13 protein-coding genes and 1 pseudogene are annotated in these 19,534 nt (G+C 39.4%); 8 read left to right on the top strand and 6 right to left on the bottom strand.

Features of this window, described 5'->3' with window-relative positions; translation table 11 throughout:
- Positions 1-141 precede the first annotated feature (141 nt).
- From H6G08_RS31005 to H6G08_RS30985, 5 genes are all read left to right on the top strand, one after another.
- Positions 142-1,341 carry a sigma-70 family RNA polymerase sigma factor gene (locus tag H6G08_RS31005; protein ID WP_190550191.1) on the top strand — a complete coding sequence of 400 codons (1,200 nt, stop codon included), beginning with the start codon at positions 142-144 and terminating at the stop codon, positions 1,339-1,341.
- A 92-nt stretch (positions 1,342-1,433) separates the two neighbouring features.
- Positions 1,434-2,624 carry a DUF1822 family protein gene (locus H6G08_RS31000; RefSeq protein ID WP_190550189.1) on the top strand — a complete coding sequence of 397 codons (1,191 nt, stop codon included), beginning with the start codon at positions 1,434-1,436 and terminating at the stop codon, positions 2,622-2,624.
- A 727-nt stretch (positions 2,625-3,351) separates the two neighbouring features.
- A complete protein-coding gene (locus tag H6G08_RS30995; protein WP_190550187.1) occupies positions 3,352-4,119 on the top strand; it encodes a DUF928 domain-containing protein in 768 nt (255 codons plus the stop codon).
- Positions 4,120-4,178: 59 nt separating this feature from the next.
- Positions 4,179-10,586: a CHAT domain-containing protein gene (locus tag H6G08_RS30990; protein WP_190550185.1), complete on the top strand. Its 6,408-nt coding sequence runs from the start codon at positions 4,179-4,181 to the stop codon at positions 10,584-10,586.
- 396 nt (positions 10,587-10,982) lie between these two features.
- Complete coding sequence (locus H6G08_RS30985) at positions 10,983-11,201, top strand: DUF4177 domain-containing protein (protein WP_190550183.1); 219 nt, start codon at positions 10,983-10,985, stop codon at positions 11,199-11,201.
- Between the two features lie 128 nt (positions 11,202-11,329).
- Here the strand turns inward: H6G08_RS30985 and H6G08_RS30980 are convergent, their stop codons facing one another.
- The 6 genes from H6G08_RS30980 to H6G08_RS30955 all read right to left on the bottom strand — a co-directional run bounded on the left by H6G08_RS30980 (position 11,330) and on the right by H6G08_RS30955 (position 16,712).
- Positions 11,330-13,114, bottom strand: coding sequence for a ShlB/FhaC/HecB family hemolysin secretion/activation protein (locus H6G08_RS30980; RefSeq protein WP_190550181.1), 1,785 nt, complete (start codon positions 13,112-13,114; stop codon positions 11,330-11,332).
- Positions 13,115-13,601: 487 nt separating this feature from the next.
- Positions 13,602-14,312 carry a calcium-binding protein gene (locus H6G08_RS38390; protein WP_190550179.1) on the bottom strand — a complete coding sequence of 237 codons (711 nt, stop codon included), beginning with the start codon at positions 14,310-14,312 and terminating at the stop codon, positions 13,602-13,604.
- A 238-nt stretch (positions 14,313-14,550) separates the two neighbouring features.
- Complete coding sequence (locus H6G08_RS30970; protein WP_190550177.1) at positions 14,551-14,754, bottom strand: hypothetical protein; 204 nt, start codon at positions 14,752-14,754, stop codon at positions 14,551-14,553.
- Positions 14,755-14,798: 44 nt separating this feature from the next.
- Entirely contained in the window at positions 14,799-15,320 is a 522-nt protein-coding gene (locus H6G08_RS30965; RefSeq protein WP_190550175.1) for a hypothetical protein, read from the bottom strand.
- Positions 15,321-15,593: 273 nt separating this feature from the next.
- Positions 15,594-16,118: an RICIN domain-containing protein gene (locus H6G08_RS30960; RefSeq protein WP_190550173.1), complete on the bottom strand. Its 525-nt coding sequence runs from the start codon at positions 16,116-16,118 to the stop codon at positions 15,594-15,596.
- Positions 16,119-16,163: 45 nt separating this feature from the next.
- Positions 16,164-16,712, bottom strand: coding sequence for a hypothetical protein (locus tag H6G08_RS30955; RefSeq protein ID WP_190550171.1), 549 nt, complete (start codon positions 16,710-16,712; stop codon positions 16,164-16,166).
- Between the two features lie 704 nt (positions 16,713-17,416).
- Between H6G08_RS30955 and H6G08_RS30950 the strand changes: the two genes are divergently transcribed.
- The 3 genes and pseudogenes from H6G08_RS30950 (at position 17,417) to H6G08_RS30940 (ending at position 19,428) form a co-directional block, all read left to right on the top strand.
- Positions 17,417-18,022, top strand: coding sequence for a nitroreductase family protein (locus tag H6G08_RS30950; RefSeq protein WP_190550169.1), 606 nt, complete (start codon positions 17,417-17,419; stop codon positions 18,020-18,022).
- Positions 18,023-18,135: 113 nt separating this feature from the next.
- Positions 18,136-18,807: pseudogene (locus tag H6G08_RS30945) on the top strand (glutathione S-transferase family protein).
- A 186-nt stretch (positions 18,808-18,993) separates the two neighbouring features.
- Positions 18,994-19,428, top strand: a complete 435-nt coding sequence (locus H6G08_RS30940; protein ID WP_190550167.1) for a QcrA and Rieske domain-containing protein — start codon at positions 18,994-18,996, stop codon at positions 19,426-19,428.
- The last annotated feature ends 106 nt before the right edge of the window (positions 19,429-19,534 follow it).

Below are 19,534 nucleotides of genomic sequence, written 5' to 3'. Positions count from 1 at the left end.
CCGCAAATTGAAGCGATCGCTGTTCGATTTAAGTAAAAAAACAGCTTTACTGTAAAAAAAGGCGCAAATCGAGATAAAGTTGAAAAAACAGATATTTATCTCTATCAAATCCCCTTTAAAGTAGTTCTATTTTCTTAATATATGCGCTCTCGTTTAGAAATCACCGAAATGTTTTCTACTTTCGCTCAGTTCAATAACGACAGTAGCGGTCAATGGGTGACGGATATAAAACTGCGTCGCAGTATCGAAAATTGTCTCAAGCAATTTACCGACGCACCTGCATCAGAAAATTTTTGGGCAATATATTGGTATAAAATTTGGCATAGAGAATATACAGTTTTGGCAGCGAAGCATTTGTCAGCTTACTTACAAGAACCTTGTTATTACGCAGCAAAATATACAATCAACAGATATACGAGTAATCAATATGGGTTAGCTGACTACTTTCAAATGGCGATCGCAGAAGTCAACAAAATTTTAACAAAGTTCGACCCCGAAAAAAACTCCAATTTAAAAGCCTATGCCATGATGGTGTTTCCCAGTTTGCTCAAAGATATATTGCGCCAACGTCAAGACGCTGATATCTGTACAAACTGGGCTTTGTTACGCAAAGTGGGTAAAAAACGCCTGGTAGCAGCTTTACAAAATGTTGGACTATCTCCGGATGAAGTGGCTCGGTATAAATTGGCTTGGATGTGCTTTAAAGCGTTATACGTGCAGACTCAAATTGGTGGTACCCAGAGATTACCAGAACCAGACCAAAAATTATGGGAAGCGATCGCTAATCTTTACAACACTGAACGTTCAAGCCAATTACTATCTCCGGGTACAGAACTTAAGGTAGAAACTATCCAAAAGTGGTTGACAAATGCTGCAACTTGGGTGCGTAAATATCTTTATCCGCCAGTCGATTCTCTGGATGTACCCAAGCCAGGAAATGAGTCAACCGGAAGTTGGGATTTACCGCAATTGGCTTGTGAGTCGCTGCTAGCTGAACTGATAGCTGAAGATGAAAAACGCGATCGCCAAAATCAAATCAGCCAAATACATAATGTGTTACTAGCAGCTTTGAGAGAACTGGCTCCTGAGTTACAGCAAATACTGCAAATGTACTACAAACAAAACCTCACCCAAACTGAAATTGCTAAACAATTTGATCGGCCTCAAGCTTGGGTATCTCGTCGCCTAAATAAAGCCAGAGAATTGCTGTTAGGCGCATTAATTCAATCATTTCTAGAATCGCCAAAAAATCAACAACAACTGTATATTCCTTCAAACTCAAACCAATTAGAACATGGAAGCGTTGCTTTAGAAGAATGGCTTCAAGTTCGCAGTTGGTGAACTTGAAATCGGTTTATCCGTGATTGTAGGAGCCATCCCCTACGAATGGAAGAAACCATTTCCTAGACCCTAGACCCTTGAGAGACAAAACTATGAGTTTTAAATTTGCACAACCCCAGGAATGGTGGTTAGATGTACCACCGCTAACACGAACAGAATCGTGGGAACAAAGCCAACAGCACGCGACACCCAATAGTCGCTGGAATGCATACATCAATCAAATTTGCCTAAAAGCAGTTTTAGCCAGAATACAAGCTAATAATACCCCTGAAGCTAGTATTTGGCTGAATGATGCTCAAATGCCTGCTTTATGGGAAGTTGTCAATGGTAGCGCCATCACCATAGGCGCAACAAGGTTAGTATTAATTCCTACTGAAGCCATAGATGATGGTGAATTAGAAGTTCCGCAAGAGTGGGTGGATATTCCCAATTGGGTTGGAGATTATTATATTGCCGTACAGATCAGACCAGAATCTGAATGGCTGAGGGTTTGGGGTTATACAACCCATCATCAATTAAAAACTACAGGTACTTATGATGCAAGCGATCGCACTTACTGCATCGATGCAGAAGATTTAACTGACGATATGGATTCTCTGTGGGTAAGGTGTCAATTTTATCCAGATCTGCAAACACGAGTGGATATTTCTCCATTAACAGAATTATCAACTATCCAAACAGAAAATTTGATCCAGCGTTTAGGAAATCCAGAGATGATCTTTCCACGTTTGCAAGTACCATTTTCTACTTGGGGCGCATTACTATCAAACAATAATTCGCGGCAAAAATTGTATGCCATGCGACTAGGAATTACCAATAAAGTAACCGAATTGACTAGATTAAGTGAATGGTTGCGCGGAAATTTTGCACCTGTTTGGCAAACAATCCAAGATACATTGACAGATCAACAAATCGCTACAGCTTGGAGAGGAAGTAACACCAGAAGTTTAACTAATCAAAACTCGGTATTTGATGTTAACCGAGTTAAGGTTTTAGATTTTGGTTCTCCAGTAAATCAAGAACAAGTAGCTTTATTGATTGGTGTATCTGCAACCAATGATACCGAAGTCACAATTGGAGTAAATATTTGTCCTACAGATAATGCTGATTTACCTCATGAAGTTCAGGTGCGGTTACTGGACGAAGATGGTAATGAAATTGCCCAAGCTAGTGCAAATGTCACTCAAACAATTCAACTGCAATTTGCTGGACAACAAGGTGAGAAATTTAGTATAGAAATAACTTGCGGTGACAAAAGCATGACTGAGTATTTTGTGATTTAATTTACTTTCCCGCCTGCAATAGTCACTATTTTATCTATAGATTAATTTCTATTCTATATAACTAGATAGCTGATGTGGATATTTTACTAAGTATAATAAAATACTAAAAATCAGAGAAATTGAGAACCAAACTATATTTAGTGCTGGCTGGATGTGGAGTGTTAGCTAGCCTCTATGTAGTTTGCTGTTGGATTTTTCTCGCTGGTGGATGGATACCGTTAATTCCCGCGATAGCAGGTTTGACAGTGACAGGATTGAGCGTGATTTTCATAGCCTCTAAAATTCAAATTGCACAAAAAAGAAACTGAACTAGTACCTCTGCGCGGAAGTCAAAAGTCAAAAGTCAAAAGGTTAATACATCAAGGCTTGTGACTGTTTGAAATGGTAGCTTTATTTACACAGTTTTGTACTAGTGCGCTCAAAAACAAGATTATGTATTTTATATTACTTGTTTTTCCCACTGCAAGCTTGTAATGTTACATACTAAAAATTCTGTATGATTGTCAGTAATTTTGCGTTAAAATACTGTTCATGGGTGCTTTATCAGCTTTAATCAAGATTTTTGCCTAGAAAAACCGAGCAACAACCCAAATTCATTGATATAAGTCAATTCAATACTATTGAAACTAACGATCCGGGAGTAAATTTTTGCTCTCCAAATTTTGCTAATTTCCTTACTTAGTATCAAAACAGTTATCAAAAATACTAAATTTTCAGAATCCGAATCATGACTCAGATGCAAAAATATCGTCGTAAGGTGCTGCTTACAAATGCGATCGCTTTAATATTAACCAGCTTTCTTGGTTCATATTTACAAGTCCTAGCACAAGAGAAAGCAAAAAAAGAACCAAATTTTAGCGGTGACGGTCGGCCTCGCAAGACAGCATCTACAGGAAGTCGTGGAGATATTTGCTATTTTACAAACAAACCTCTGAAACTATTAGTACACCAAAATCCCAACAACGGAGCAACTACCGCATCCGAACGCCCGACTTTTTGGATTTACGTTCCTTATAAAAAGGTACCTGAAAACGCATTTAAATTTAACTTAAAAGACCCAAGTGGTAAAGATTATCCACTCAAAGTTGCAGGTGGGATTAACTCTCCCGGAATTATTAGTATTACTCTGCCGAAAGAAATACCTGCATTAGAAATTAACAAAGATTACCAGTGGACTTTCTCTGTAGATTGCAGCATTGTTACGGGAGTCTCCAGCAAAGTACCCGATGAAATCATCGGTTGGGTGAAACGAGTACCCCTTGACTCTAGTATTGTGACAAAAATTGAGCAAGCATCACCAAGCGATCGCAGCAAAATTTACGCAGACCAAGGTATTTGGTACGACACACTCAACACCCTTGCAGAAGCATTACGCAATGACCCCAAAAATCCCCAACTTCTAGCGAGTTGGAAAGAACTATTGGGATATTCCACTGTGAATTTAAAGGATTTTGACTCAGAACCAATCACCCCTTGCTGTACCGCACAGCAATAATCTCCAACTGAACCACCATTTTCCACACATCCCTGGAATCATTAATTTCTACAGTTTTTATGATGAAAAAAGCCTGGATTATCTCGTTAACAAAGAATATAAGCGGAATTCTATTATCCCTATCTTTACCGATAATTTTCGCTCTTCACACCATTACAGCCGCAAAAGCTCAATCAATTACCCCTGCTGCTGATGGTACAGGAACAAATATTACAACAGAGGGAAACCGCATCAATATTCAAGGGGGAACTCTTTCAGGAGATAAAGCAAACCTCTTCCACAGTTTACAGAAATTTGGTCTTAACCCCAACGAAATCGCCAACTTTGTCTCTAACCCACAAATTCAAAATATTTTAGGGCGTGTCACTGGTGGTAATGCTTCAATAATTAATGGCTTAATTCAAGTAACAGGCGGTAATTCCAACCTGTATTTAATGAATCCCGCAGGTATAATTTTTGGTGCAAATGCTCGTTTAGATGTTCCAGCAGCTTTTACCGCAACAACCGCCAATGGTATTGGTTTTGGTACAGATTGGTTTAACGCCATTGGTAGCAACAATTATCAAGCTTTGGTGGGAAATCCCAACAGTTTTGCGTTTACTATGTCCCAACCAGGAAGCATTTTCAATGCAGGGAATTTAACGCTGAAGGAAGGACAAAATTTAATGTTGCTGGGTGGAACTGTAGTTAATACAGGAACCATCAAAACACCATCTGGAAATATTACCGTTAGCGCCATACCGGGAAGCAACTTAGTCAAAATTAGTCAGCAAGGTAACGTGTTAAGTTTGGCACTAGAAAAACCAACCAGCAATGCGCCAAATCCTTTACCATTCTCACCTTTATCCTTGCCACAATTGTTAACTGTCGGAAAAATTACTAGTGGGGAAGCAGGGTTAACAGTTGATAACAACAGCAAAGTTAGGTTATCAGCTACCGGGACAGAAATTCCCACAGAACCAGGAACTAATATTACCTCCGGCAACATAGATGTATCTGGTAACACAGGAGGTAATGTAAATATACTAGGGGAGAAAGTAGGGGTAGTTAGCGCCAATATTAACGCTTCTGGGACAAATGGCGGTGGAACAGTGCGGGTTGGTGGCGATTATCAAGGAAAAGGTAATGTAGCAAATGCTTTGCAGACATTGGTAAGTCAAGATTCAACCATCAACGCTGATGGAGTCAGCACCGGCAATGGTGGTAATATTTTTGTTTGGGCAGATAAAGCAACCCGCTTTGATGGCAATGCCAGCGCTAGGGGTGGTAACCTATTTGGCAATGGTGGGTTTATTGAAATTTCCGGCAAAGAAAACCTGGGGTTTGCGGGTAATGCTAATGTAGGCGCATCTTTTGGTACGCCTGGAACAGTTTTGTTTGATCCAAGAGATATTAACATTGTGGCTGGTACCGGTACTGATGCTCAAGTTGCCGATGGCTCAATTTTCTTTGCAGATGGGGATACAACAACTGATTTTGAAATTAATAACACAGCATTCTCAGGAATTACAGGTAATATCACCCTGCAAGCAACTAGAGATATTAACTTCAATGCACCAATTGACATCACCACTGCTGGTGTAGGATTGACTGCTCAGGCAGGTAACAATATTAACGTTAATGCCAACATCACAACCAACGGCGGAAACGTTAATCTGATCGCTAATGGTGCCCTGACGATGTTGGGAAATCCTCTAGTTATTACTACAAAAGGTGGTAACTTTACAGGTACTGGTAATGGCAATAATACCGTTAACTATGGCATTAGCCTGAATACCACCATTATTGATACAGGTAGCGGTAACATTAACCTCACAGGTATAGGAGGAACAACTGCTAATAGCAATGCAGGTATTCTTTTAGTTGGGAGTGAGTTACGAACCACTGGTACTGGAACCATCACCTTGAAAGGTACAGGTGGTAACGGTGGTGGTGGAATCGGAATGGCTTTTGGCTCGAAAGTCAGTGCAGTAGATGGAGATATTAGCATAACTGGCGTTGGTAATGGTACGGGAGAAGGAAATGATGGGATTGTCCTGATTAATAACGCAGTTGTAGAATCGACTGGCAAAGGAAATATTATCTTAGATGGTACTGGTAGTCAGGACGGAACTGCCAGGTATAATCGAGGTATTGCGATCGCTAATCTTGATATTGTCCGCTCAACTGGATCGGGAAATATTACCATCATCGGTAATGGAGGGAAAGGAACAAACGAAGTTCTCGGAGTAGAGATTCAAGGAAATGTTACCTCAGTAGATGGGAACATCAGCGTCAAAGGTACTGCGGGAAACGGTTCGGGAAGCGGACAGATTGGAATTCGCCTAAACGATGCTGCTGCTGTGAAATCGCAAGGAAGCGGAAATATTACCTTAGAAGGAATTGGTGGTACTGGTAATATTAGTGGCAATGGTAATAGTAGCTGGGGAATACAGATTGGTGGAACAGCTGGTGCAACAATCACCTCAGTGGATGGAGATATTACTCTCAAAGGTCAAGGTGGTGATGGTTCTAATGAAGGTATAGTTCTTGGTACTGGTTCTGTTGAAGGTAATGGTAGCTTAATCGAATCCACTGGTAAGGGAAATATTACTCTAGAAGGAACAGGTGGAAATGGGACAGTAGGAAGTAGTGGTATACAGCTGGGTTCCTATGCAGCAAAATCGGGAGTCTCGACAATTAGATCGAACGATGGCAATATCAATTTGACAGGTATTGCTGGTAATGGATCTGGGCAAAATTACGGTATTAAAAACGATGTTAATAGCGTAGTGGAATCTGTTGGCAAGGGAAATATTTCTTTAACTGGTACTGGAACTAACGGTGCAGAGGGAATTTTCTACGCTAGCGGTTCAATTAACTCCAATAGCAATGGCAATATTGTTCTCACAGGTGATGCTAGGTTTAACACTCCGCTCACCCTTCGTGCTAATACGATTAACCATAGCGGGGGTACTCTGTTTGGTACTGGTGATTTCCCCTTTACCTTAGAAGCTAACGAGATTACCGTTGGTAATATCGTCAATCCAGGACAAGCAATTACTATCACCAGTCAAGGTAATATCAACGCCGGAAATCTTGACTCTAACTCCACAACTGGTAATGGTGGTGCAATTAATCTCAACGCTAATGGCAACATCACCGCAGAAACAATCAACTCTAATTCTACAGTTGGTAATGGTGGTGCCATTAATCTCAACGCCAATGGTAATATTACTACACAAACCCTTAACTCTAGCTCGACCACAGGCTTTGGTGGTGCGATCGCTAATGGTGGTAACATTAACCTGACCGCCAATGGCAACATTACTATTGGTAGTAGTCTTATATCTCCTGTGAATGGGATTGCTGTTAGTCTACTATCAGCATCGGAAACAGGTAATGCTGGAAACATTACTATTACCAGTACCACTGGATCTATTAATACTACTGCTGGATCTTTGGAATCTACCGCCGTGACTCCCGGAAATGATGTTAGTGGGAATGGAGGTGCAATTACTCTGACGGCTGCTAGTAATATCTCTACTAATGCTTTGTTTTCTTTCTCTTATGGCACTGGTAGCAATGGCGGCAATATTAATATAAATAGTACTGGCGGCTCAGTTAACGTTATCAGTGCAGAATCTTTCTCCAACTTTGCTAATGGAGGGGCGATAACTTTAGCTGCGGCTGGTGACATTATTATTACTGACAATTTGTCCTCTTCCGCTTACGCTGGCTCATTTCTTGAACGTGGCGATGGCGGGGCGATTACTTTGACCGCAGGTGGTAACATCACTACTAAAATTTTGGACTCTTCCTCCTTCCCTCTTGGAATTGGTAATGGTGGAGCAATTGCTGTGACGGCATCTGGTAATATCACTACTGGCAGCTTAGTATCCAGGTCTGATGGTACTGGCAGTGGAGGAAACATTAACCTCAATAGTATTACAGGATTAATTGACACTAGTGCTGGATCGTTGGAGTCTGTTTCTTTAAATGGCAATGGGGGTGCAATTAATCTTAATGCTGCTGGTAATATTGTTTCTGGTTCAATATTATATGGTTCCGGTTCTGGATTAGGTGGCGGTTCGCTGACGGCTAATACTGCCAATACTATCGACTTTTCTGCGGGATTTGTGCCCTCTGGATCTGATACCATCCTGGGTAATGTCACAGCCCCAAACAGGGTTTTGCTACCAAATAGCATTAATACTGGCGGTGGCAATTTTAACTTAAATGTCAGTAGCGACTTTAATTTATTGAGTTCTGTGGTTACCGGTGGTGGTAATTTCAGCCTTAGCAGTATCGCAACAGTGACAGTTTCCAATCCGATAACCACTACTGGGGGCAATATTACTCTTAGAGGAACAACAATTAACGCCCCAGCAACCCTAGACTCTAGTAACGCTACTGGAAACGGCGGTTTAATTTCCCTCCTAGCCAGAGACAGTATCACTGCGGGTACTATCAACTCCAGTTCCGTAGTTAGCGATGGCGGTAACGTTATCCTCGATCCGATTGGTGACGTTCAGGTAAACTCAATCAATGCTCAAGGCGGTGTCAATGGCAGAGGTGGTACAGTAGATATTACCGCCGGACGCTTTTTTCGTGCTTTAGGAAGATTTAGCGATCGCAATGGTAAATTAGCCAGTATCTCTACTGCTGGTGGACAGGGAGGCGGCGATATTATCATTCGTACTGGGTCAAAAAACGCTCCTTTGATTGTCGGTAATGCCAATCGCAATGGTACAGTAGGAGCAATTACCAGTGGACAAAGCACTATTGCACCCACAAGAGTAGTTTTTGAGAACTCAACTCAAGGTAATATCCAAATCCAAACTGGGACAGAGTCACCACCTAAAACTGCGGAAGAACAACCAACAAAAAAAGAATCTGATCCAGGAAAAAAACCACAACTTACTCCTACCCGTTTTGTTGCAAATCCCCCAGTTTTAGACCTTGGTGTCGTTGAAATCGACAAGAAATTTACTGAAAAATTTACCAATAATCTTCAGATAAAAATTAATACGACAGCAGGTGAGTTATCTAAAAACTCAAATACTAACACCTTAGTTGCTAGCGATATTCAAAACATAACAACTGCTGATAATCCTAGACCTACCCTTCCTAATGATTCAAATCCCAATCCGCAGTCTCCAAGTATTGAAACCCCAAAAAATCCAACGATTGTGGATGAGCAAAATCCTGTAAATTCACCTTTTTCCTCTCATTCTAATTCATCTGAAACCACTTCAAAAGCACCAGGTAATTCAGCACAAGAAAATACTAGTCCACAAAATAGATCTGGCAAAAATAGCGGTGCAAATACTCTAGGAGAAACTAGAGAACAATTAAGAAGAATCGAATCAGAAACAGGTGTTAAACCAGCAGTAATTTACGCGGTTTTTCAAAACAATCAATTAAATCTTTTTTTAGTGACAGCTAATGATGCCGTTGTTTTTCGTCATGTAGGAGTTTCATCACAAGACGTAAAACATCAAGTTGAAAGATTTGGAACTTTGATGGCAGATTACCAAAAAGCTTTAAAAAACCAAAATGAAGACGCTCAAAAAGTTTTGAAAAGTGAAGACCACTTAAAAATATCTCAAGATATGTATCAATGGCTTTTTAAACCTTTAGAAGAAGAAGTCAAAAACAGAAGAATAAACGGCTTAGTTTTCATTCTTGATGACGGATTGCGTAGCTTTCCTTTAGCCGCCCTTCATGATGGCAAACAATACATTATAGAAAAGGAGGAAAATTATAGCATTGGCTTGATGCCAAGTTTAAGTTTAACTGATACTCGATATGTAAATATTAAAGATACCGAAATGTTAGCAATGAGTACATCAGAGTTTTCTGGTTCGTTGAGAGATAAACCATTACCAGGAGCCAAGCTAGAAGCAGAAATACTTTCAAAACAAGTTTGGGGTAGAGGTCGTTCAATTCCAGATAATTTAACGTTGAATACTCTTAAAGAACGCCAAAATCAAGGGATTATTCACCTAGCAACTCATGCAGGTTTTTCAGATTATAACTCTTATATAGCACTTCGAGATGGAATTTTAAATTTAAACCAAATTCGTGAGTTGGGATGGAATAACCCACCAGCAGAATTAGTTGTATTAAGTGCTTGTCAAACTGCACTTGGAAATAAACAAGCTGAATTAGGTTTTGCTGGGTTTGCTGTGAAAGCAGGAGTAAAATCAACTCTGGCGACACTTTGGCAAGTTAATGATGCTGCTAGTTTAAGAATGATGGTTGAATTTTACGAACAATTAAAAAATGCTCCGGGTAAACCCCTCAAAGCTAAGGCTTTAAGAGAAGCACAATTGGCGATGCTCAACAGTAAAGTGAATAGTGGAAAAAATAAATTCAATTGGACAAATATTAATTTACCAAACGAGTTAAAAGACCTTCCCAATCAAGATTTATCCCATCCTTATTACTGGGCTGGTTATACAATGATTGGTAGTCCTTGGTAAAATTTTCACTCAATTATACCATTTTGAAAAAAGAATGCGACAGATGGGTAGGGGCACGGCACCAGTAAGATAATTTGAGATACCGAAAGATTGTGGATGTTCCCTACAAAGAATTTATTTGTCGCAAATATTATTTGAATTAGTATTAAAACATGTTTTAAAAATTTAAAGATGATTTTGTACCGATAAACCGATCGCAAAAAACCCTCACCTGGGTAGATGTGAGAGCTATATTTAGGACTTACGCACCGAACACAAAAACCCTCACAAGGGTGGTCAAAATTCAGGTATTTGGACTATGGACTATTGACCATTGACAAAAAGCATGAAAAATATCTGACACTGCGTAAGTCCTAATATGTTGTTGATTCCTAAACTTTTCAATTGAGGTAACTAATGGCTTGGGAATATATTACAAATGTTCTGGCTATTGCAGAGCAAGATATCAATGACTCAAATTTGGCTGATTCTTCACTTCATACAGTTTTGAATGATTGGGGTAAAGAAGGGTGGGAGGTAGTTAGCGTAGTACCTGTTTTAACTAGGGTTTATGCTGGTTTCGAGTATACTTCAAAAGTAATGGTAGTTTTAAAACGTTCCTATTCTCCAAAATAAAGCAACACATAGAAAGTAGGGGAGCGGGGGAGAAATATCTGTAGCTAGGATTTAGAGAAATGGTATTATTTTACAACCCAGCATCAAGGAATTGGAATAATTTTATCAATAGAGTCAAAAGTCTAATATTACGGTCGATAACGAAGACTAAAATATAAACCATCGTCTTGTAAATTATTCCCCTTATCGCTCAAATTAATAAATGGCAAACCATAATCAATTCGCAAGCTTAAACCATCAATTCCTAAAGGTTGATTCCATAATAATCCTAAACCTCCACTGGCAATAAATGTTTGTTCAGGTAGCTTATTCGGATTATCAGATTTATTCCAAACAGCCCCTAAGTCAACAAAGGGAATGAGTTGGATTGTTGGAGCGGCAGAAGCATCGCGTTGTAAGGTGATTCTATCTTCTATACTCAAGCGAAATCCATTGTCACCGAAGCGAGAATTTTGTCGATAACCTCGTACAGATTGGCTACCTCCCATCACAAATTGCTGAGATGGTAATAAACTGTCTGGTGTTAATTGTAAATCTGCTAATATTAACAATAAATGATTTTCACTGAGTCGTTGTACCCTCTGTACCTGTCCGATCCAACTAAAGAAATTTCCATCAGGAATCGGAGATTCATTGATAGTAGCATTGAATAAGCCAATCCCAAAATTAAATTGCGATCGCACTGACCAAGCTCCTTGAGGATCGCGTTTGGTATAATCTTGGCTAAACTTAATTACACTAGTACGACTCACCCCATCCGCATCAGGGCCAATACCAAAAGGGTTGGGGAGTTCGTTAAAAATAAAAGTTTGTCCTTCCTGGAAAGCAAAACCTAAAGATAAAGCGAATTCTTCTGTAGGATTTCTCACCAATGGCTGACGATAGCTAATTTCGTAAGCTTGTTGGTTTCCGCGAATTCCTAATTCATCAAATGGTGACTGGGTAATATTATTTTGATCAAATGTTGTTCTTAAGGTTAAAGTCCCATTTTTGGCATTTATTGCTACTTGATAAGTAAAACTTAATACTTCCGAACCTCCAGTCAGAGAACGATAATAAGAACCTGTGATTTCATCCCCAATTCCCGTCAAATTACGATAGTTTAAATCAACACCAATTCTTTCGGAACCGACACTAGGAGGTGAGTTATTATCAATAGTAAAACTACTGTTAAAAGAATTTGCTTCTTGAACTACGATTTGCAAATTACTTAAACCATCTTCACCTGATGGTATCAGCGTTGCTTCCACGTTTTTAAATAGTGGGTCGGTTCTCAGTATCTTTAACTGGTCTTCAAGTTGATTTGTATTGAGTGGAATACCGATACCCAGAAGAATGCGATTACAAATATAGGATTTACTTAGCCGTTGATTCCCATCAACTGTAATTTCTTTAATCTGACCTTCAATTACTTTAATTTCGTCTTTTTTCTCAGGATTAACAACTGCAGTCGAGGTTATATAACCTTTATCTAAATAGAGTTTAATAATTGCTTCCGCCAGTTGTTTAGGGAATGCTAAATTTTGTGAATCAAGCTTTTTTGCTGCTTCTGCAAAATCTTTTTGATCAAAAATACTGCTACCCCTAATTGTGACATTACCAACAATTGGGGGTATGCGATTTACAACTGAATTTTTAGCTATTGGACACAGTTGCTTTGGCTTGCTTTCCGGTTCTTGTTTGGGCGTTTCTGCTAAAGAAGTTTCCGAAACATTTGTCTTACTGGGAATTTGATTAGATACATAATTTTTTTTAAAAGTCAAGTCTAATGTTTGATTTTTAACTTGATGCAAAATTTGCAGAATGCGATCGCTTTTATTCTCAGAGTTCGCTTTTGCTTTGACAATACTTCCATCGACAATACTGATGCTATATATGAGTAGCAAGCTTTGTAACAACCGCCAATATTTCATATAGGGATAAAGTACAGAAAGATAGTGAATGTACTACTGTAGTGACACCAGATCTAGAATTAACCGTCAGTAAATGTAGTCAATATTGCACAGATATACCATAACTATGAGTGAATTGCACAGTATTAAATTTTACTTTTGTTTGAAAACGCACCTTCCTGAATGCGATCGCTATATACAAGCTTTATCAATAAAATAAGTATTTTTGCTTATGGAATAAGGTGCGATCGCAGAAAATTTTAATTCAAGTTTCATCAGTTTTTCTCCAAATTACTAAGTTAATTTATTGCAGCTTTTTCTGGAATTATTTTGGTATGCTCTTAAATTAAAAGTAGGACATATAAATGTCCTACCCGTTCAGCTATGACAAACTAGTTTGTGTTACTAACAGCCTTGTTTGCTCCAAGATTGCATTAGCCAGATTGCTTGTGTTGAATGCGATCGCAGACTTCTCTAATTAATACAATCTTGGTGAAGATATTGCTATTTAGACAAAGTTGAAGTCTCGAGCAAAGTTCACGTTAGTTGAGTCTTGTACAACACCAATCAAATCATTACCGAAGTAAATCGCCGTATCGAGAGCAGAACCACCAGACCAGTTTTCTGAGCGGAGAGAATATTGACTAGCACTACCTTTAACTTCGATATAATCTAGCTGCCAATCCCAGTCATTAATAGTAGCAAAACCAAGCCCTTGATATGAAACTCCCCAGCCACCACCAAGGATGAAAGTATCAGATCCAGCACCACCAGTGAGGGTATCGTACTCTATACCGCTAGTAGCATAGCCATCAAGGCGATCGCTACCATCTCCACCATACAGAATATCGTTGCCACTCATACCTCGGAGGGTGTCATTACCTCCATTACCATACAGGGTATCGTTACCAGAGCCACCATCAAGAATGTCATTGGCATAACCTCCAAGGAGGGTGTCATTACCGCTTCCACCGTAGAGATAATCAGGACTAGTATCATAGGCAGTTGGTGTGCCACCATCAAGATAATCGTTACCAGCGTCACCATATAAGTAGTCGCTTCCGTAACCGCCGTAAATCCTGTCATTGTCATTCCCGCCGTACAAAGTATCATTGCCGTCGTAGCCATACAAAGTATCATTGCCATTGTAGCCGTAGATAATATTGTTACTGTTGGTGCCATATATTGTCTCGCTATACGAGCTACCGTTGATTACCATTTGCGTTTCTCCTTCTAGTTAATGTTGTTGATTGTTAGAAACTAAATTTGTAGTTCAGCCAGCAGTAATTTATTCTGCCTGATGAGCGAATTTATCGTTTCTATTTACTTATTGGTTGACCTTTTTCTTTTTATTCACTTTGGCGATTTATGGTGAATAAAGTTCGTGTACTCGGGGTTGATATCAGTGCATTAACCCCTCTATTTAGTTATAGGTTTAGATTTTTAGCTTTATACAATCAGGTAGAAATATTTTTTCGAGAGATTTGATTCAAGTAATATACAATTAGTTCTAGCAATGGTTGAGCGATCGCAATCAAACAAGCAAGAAGAATACAAGTGGTGGAAATGAATCTATACTCAAGTAAATTACCCTCCACCTTACCCATTGATTCACAGCATCGACCACCTAAAGCATCAACGCCAAACTCTTCAGTAACCATTCTTGAGAGTTTGGAGTTAATCTATTAGTTGATGAATTCTGCTGTTATCTTTCTTGTAAAATATAGTTACTACTGCCACTGTTGTCATGAGAACCACCAGCAGCACAAGCTCCAAGAGAATCTCCACCAGCAAAAGCGATCGCCTGACATTTACGACACCATCGCCATTCAGCTTGACCAAAATAATCTGGGGAATCTTCTTTCGACTTCAACAAATAATCTGAGCTTCCTGTAGGATCGTGTTGTCCACCAGCAGGACAAACTCCTCTAGAACCATCTCCAGCAAAAAACAATTCTTGGCATTTACGACACCAACGCCATCCATATTGACCGCGCAGATTAGGTGTATTTAATATCAGAGAATAGTTACCACTACCTTCAGAATTATGCGAACCACCAGCAGCGCAAGCCCCAAGAGAATCTCCACCAGCAAAATGTAGTACTTGACACTTATTACACCAACGCCATTGATCCTGGCGATTAACCGCTTGGGCTAAAGTTGGATAAAACAAGTTTGTTGCACTGAAGCCAACTGCTCCTAATCCAGCGATTTTCATCGACTTCAAAAAATTCCGCCTTGTCCTGTGATAATGGAAGACACGATTGTAGAAGTTTAATTTCTTCATAGAATTCTTTCAGGAAAAATCCCAGAAATTGATAAATTACATAGCTCTTAGGTGAAAGATTAAAGAATGTAGGTCTTCACCATCTTTGAACCTTCTATCGATTAATTGGTTGATATCTTCCTGCTTATACACCTACTCCCAAAAATTTTTACAAAAACTTATCGCAAAAACTCTAAACTCTTCGTCTTCAAGATTGCGAGATTGACAATTTAATCAGAATACAGGTTCTAATTTCCATTTAACATTGTCATGATTCACACAATCCCACTGAGTAATTGCAGCACCATTGTTCTGTGAAAGCTCAACTACCTGGGCGCATTTATTACTATGTTTAGCTTTAATGAAGTAGTAGCCATTACCTGGTTTATCTAGCGACCATTTAACATTGTCCTGATTCACACAATCCCACTGGGTAATTGCAGCACCATTTTGCTGTACAAGTTCAACGACTTGGGCGCATCTACCACTCCACCTCGACCTAATAAAGTAGTATCCAGGTTCTCCTGATGCTTTTTCTAGTTTCCACTGTAAGTTAGGTTGATCGACACACTCATATTGAGTAATAGGAACACCATTTCCAGTTCCTCTATCACCAACAACATGGAAGCATTTATCACTGTGCTTTGCTCTCAAAATGTAGTATTCTGAACTTTGTGCTTCAGCAGTAATAGGAAGCATAGCCGCTACAATTGAAACCAAAGAAATAATCTTTGCACAAGCTTTCGTGTTAATTTTCATTACTTGTATTTAACTACTGGTGAACTTGAGTAAGTTGGAAATTTATTACTGACATTGATTAGCTGGATAGACATAGCCTTCAGTGCGCACAAAATTGTAACCAGCATCCTTTGCAGCCTGTATTCCTGCTGCTGATGCTGTTGTCATGTTGTCTCCTCGTCCAGCATTCCAATAAAGATTTAACGGAACTGTGCCAGGTTTTTGGGTAGTGAAAACATATCCATCAATTCCTACGTATCTGTAACCAGCATCGACAGCACTCTTCTGTCCTACTGTTGTTGCTGTACTAAAGTTATCTTGTCGTTCTTCGCTCCAATACAGCTTTAATGCAGACGTATCAGGTTGTGAACTAGAGAGAACACAAGCTTCGTTTTGTGCATATTCATAACCCATATCTGCTGCTGTTCCACCTCGGTTCGGCTCTGCTGCTCGTTCCTTTGTTGTAATGAAATTGTCTTCTCTTCCTGAGTGCCAATAAAGAAGTAATGCCTTCAGGCTTGATTGTCCAAAAGCTTCTTGGGCAATAGGAGAAAACAACAAAGCACTGAATATGGAAATAGAACAAGTAAGACTCAATAAAATTTGCTTTTTCATTTTGATTCCACACTATATTGAAGTTATAAACAGTGTTGGTACTGCTCAGATTTACTGAAATTGATGTATTGCAAACAAGCAGAGAATTTTTTGGTTCTTCTACTTAAGGTGTAATTGCAACTTTCTGTATATCTAGACCAAGAAGTTTGATATTTTGGGCTATATTGTGCGAAGGCAGGCTCAATAATTTCAGAACCTTAGTTACTTTCCTTACATATTTGAAACTTCCCCTTCATGCCTCTATATAGTTATTGGTTTGCTTTCCTGCGTTTATACACTTAACAGACAAACGAGAGCTAACGAGATAGATCCTCATAAAGATCAATGTTCCGAAGCAAAAGTCAAACACATCAAGTAAGAAATTCTCGTGTTGAGTTTCTTACTTTGATGTTTCTGAGAGCATTTTGACAATCTCCTGCAAAAAGCGATCGCCCTCCAAATCACAATTCCTGAATAAATGTTTCATGCTTGCAATTAATTGCAATATTCCGTAACGTATCGGTTTTTGATTCCCTGATACTTGATTAACTGCTGATGGATGCAGTAGGATAATTAAAATTCGGTTCTTACACGTATTTACCGTAGTATTGAGTATTTCTTCTCTAAACAAGTTTTTTAACTGCTACAAGCCTTTGGCAAGCAGCAATCAAATATAAATCGGTGATGTAGATCTATTCAGTTCATTACCCAGGACATTCACTCAGATGACGCAGAAACTTGCTCCTACGGAATACCCTGTTCATGACTTCATTCGCAGTCGTTGGAGTCCGAGAGCTTTTAGCGATCGCGCTGTTGAACCAGAGAAACTACTTTCTTTGTTAGAAGCGGCGCGTTGGGCACCTTCTTCCTTTAATCATCAGCCTTGGAGCTTTATTGTTGCAACCAAAGAGGATGTAACAGAATACAATCGCTTATTTAGTACCTTGGTGGAGTTTAATCAAGGATGGGCGAAAAATGCGCCGGTATTGATCCTCTCGGTGGCAAAAATTCGTACTGACGATGGCAAGACAAACAGACACGCATTTCATGATGTGGGACTGGCTATAGAAAACCTGATTCTCCAGGCGACATCTCTGGGTTTATTTGCTCATCAAATCGGGGGATTTAACGCAGATACCGCCAGAGAAACATACCAAATTCCCGCAGATTATGAACCTGCAACTGTGTTGACAATTGGCTATCCAGGCGATCCAGAGAATCTCCCTGATGGATTACGCGATCGCGAATTAGCACCCCGTACCCGCAAACCTTTAAGCGAATTTGTGTTTACGGGACAGTGGGGAAATACTTCACCTTTGTTGAAAGGCTAAGACAATTTTGGATTTTGAATTAATAATTCATCCCAAAAATTTTGAGATTTTTGAGATAGAAAATCTCTATCACAATGCCAAGCAACCAACCCTATTTATAGAGGAACATTAACATGGCGGACATTAAGATTTATAGTGCAGTTGTTTGTCCTTATGCTCACCGTACACGCCTAGTTTTGCAAGAAAAGGGCATTGATTTTGATTTGATTGAAATTGATTTGCAGAATAAGCCAGAGGGTTTTACAAAAGTTTCTCCCTATGGCAAAGTACCTGCAATTACACATGGTGAAAATCGAGTGTGGGAATCGGCGGTAATTAATGAATATTTAGATGAGGTATTCCCTAATCCACCACTTTTACCTAGCGATCCCATTGCTAAAGCACAAGCTCGAATTTGGATTGATTTTGCTAATACAAGATTAGTACCAGCTTTTTCTACTCTGTTACGCAGTACAGATACTCAAAAGTAAGAAGAAGCCAAACAAGAACTGTACAAACATCTAGAATTTATTGAAACTGAAGCTTTAGGGAAACTCTCTCAAAATGGCCCCTATTGGTTTGGTGAATCTATTAGTTTGGTTGATTTCACATTTTTCCCTTGGTTTGAACGCTGGCCTGCACTTAAGGAGTATCGTGGTTTTGGTATACCTGCGGAATTTGCTCGTGTAAAACAGTGGAAACACGCTCTAAAAGAACGTCCATCTGTGAAGGCGATCGCTCATTCTAAAGAGTTCTATATCGAGCGATATGCAAGGTTTGCTAAACCTACTCCTGTTGCTGCTTAGTAATTGGTAATTCGTAATTTTTATTATGAATTATGAATTACGAATTACAGCGAATTGCAAGTTGGTGAGTTACAGATAATCGTTGATTGTAGGGGCATTGGCACTGCCATGCCCCGAAGCGCTTACCTCATTTACCTGAAATATGCTGTATTTGCTCCTGAATTCCTGAACTAAAGAGGTAATATCTTGACTTTTCCTTTTTCTGCTACGCGCCGAAGATTGCTATTTTTTGCAGCCAGTTTTGCTTCTACTTTCGGTACTGCGATCGCCGCTTTTGGACAACAATCTAATAACTCTATCAAGCAAGCTAAACCCAGAACTGATGGTTTTGAGCCTGTTGTCGGCCCTACCAGTATTTTAGATGAACATGGGAAAGTATTGACTGATAAGCTTCTTATTGTCAGAAATAGCGCTAATAAAAAATTAGTCGCTGTCAGCCCTCTATGTGCTCATAGAAATTGTGTAGTTGATTGGAAACAAGAAAAGCAGCGTTTTGTCTGTCCTTGTCATGGTTCTGAATTTGCTACTAATGGGAAAGTGGTTAAAGGCCCAGCAGAACGAGGGCTAAAACCTTTTGAAGCTAAAATCGAGAACAATCGTTTCTTAGTCAAACCTCTCTAAGAGGATGTTTGAAAAGTCGGACAGATTGTAAAAAAGCTCTCTCGGTATACGCTGTGAATAGATAGTAGACAGCACCGAGAGAGCAACATGAGTAAAGCATATCCCA

Origin of the sequence: Calothrix anomala FACHB-343 (assembly GCF_014696435.1) — a bacterium.
Lineage (GTDB): Bacteria > Cyanobacteriota > Cyanobacteriia > Cyanobacteriales > Nostocaceae > Aulosira > Aulosira anomala_A.
Note: the sequence above shows the minus strand (reverse complement) of the source record. Positions and strands in the feature narration are given on the sequence as shown.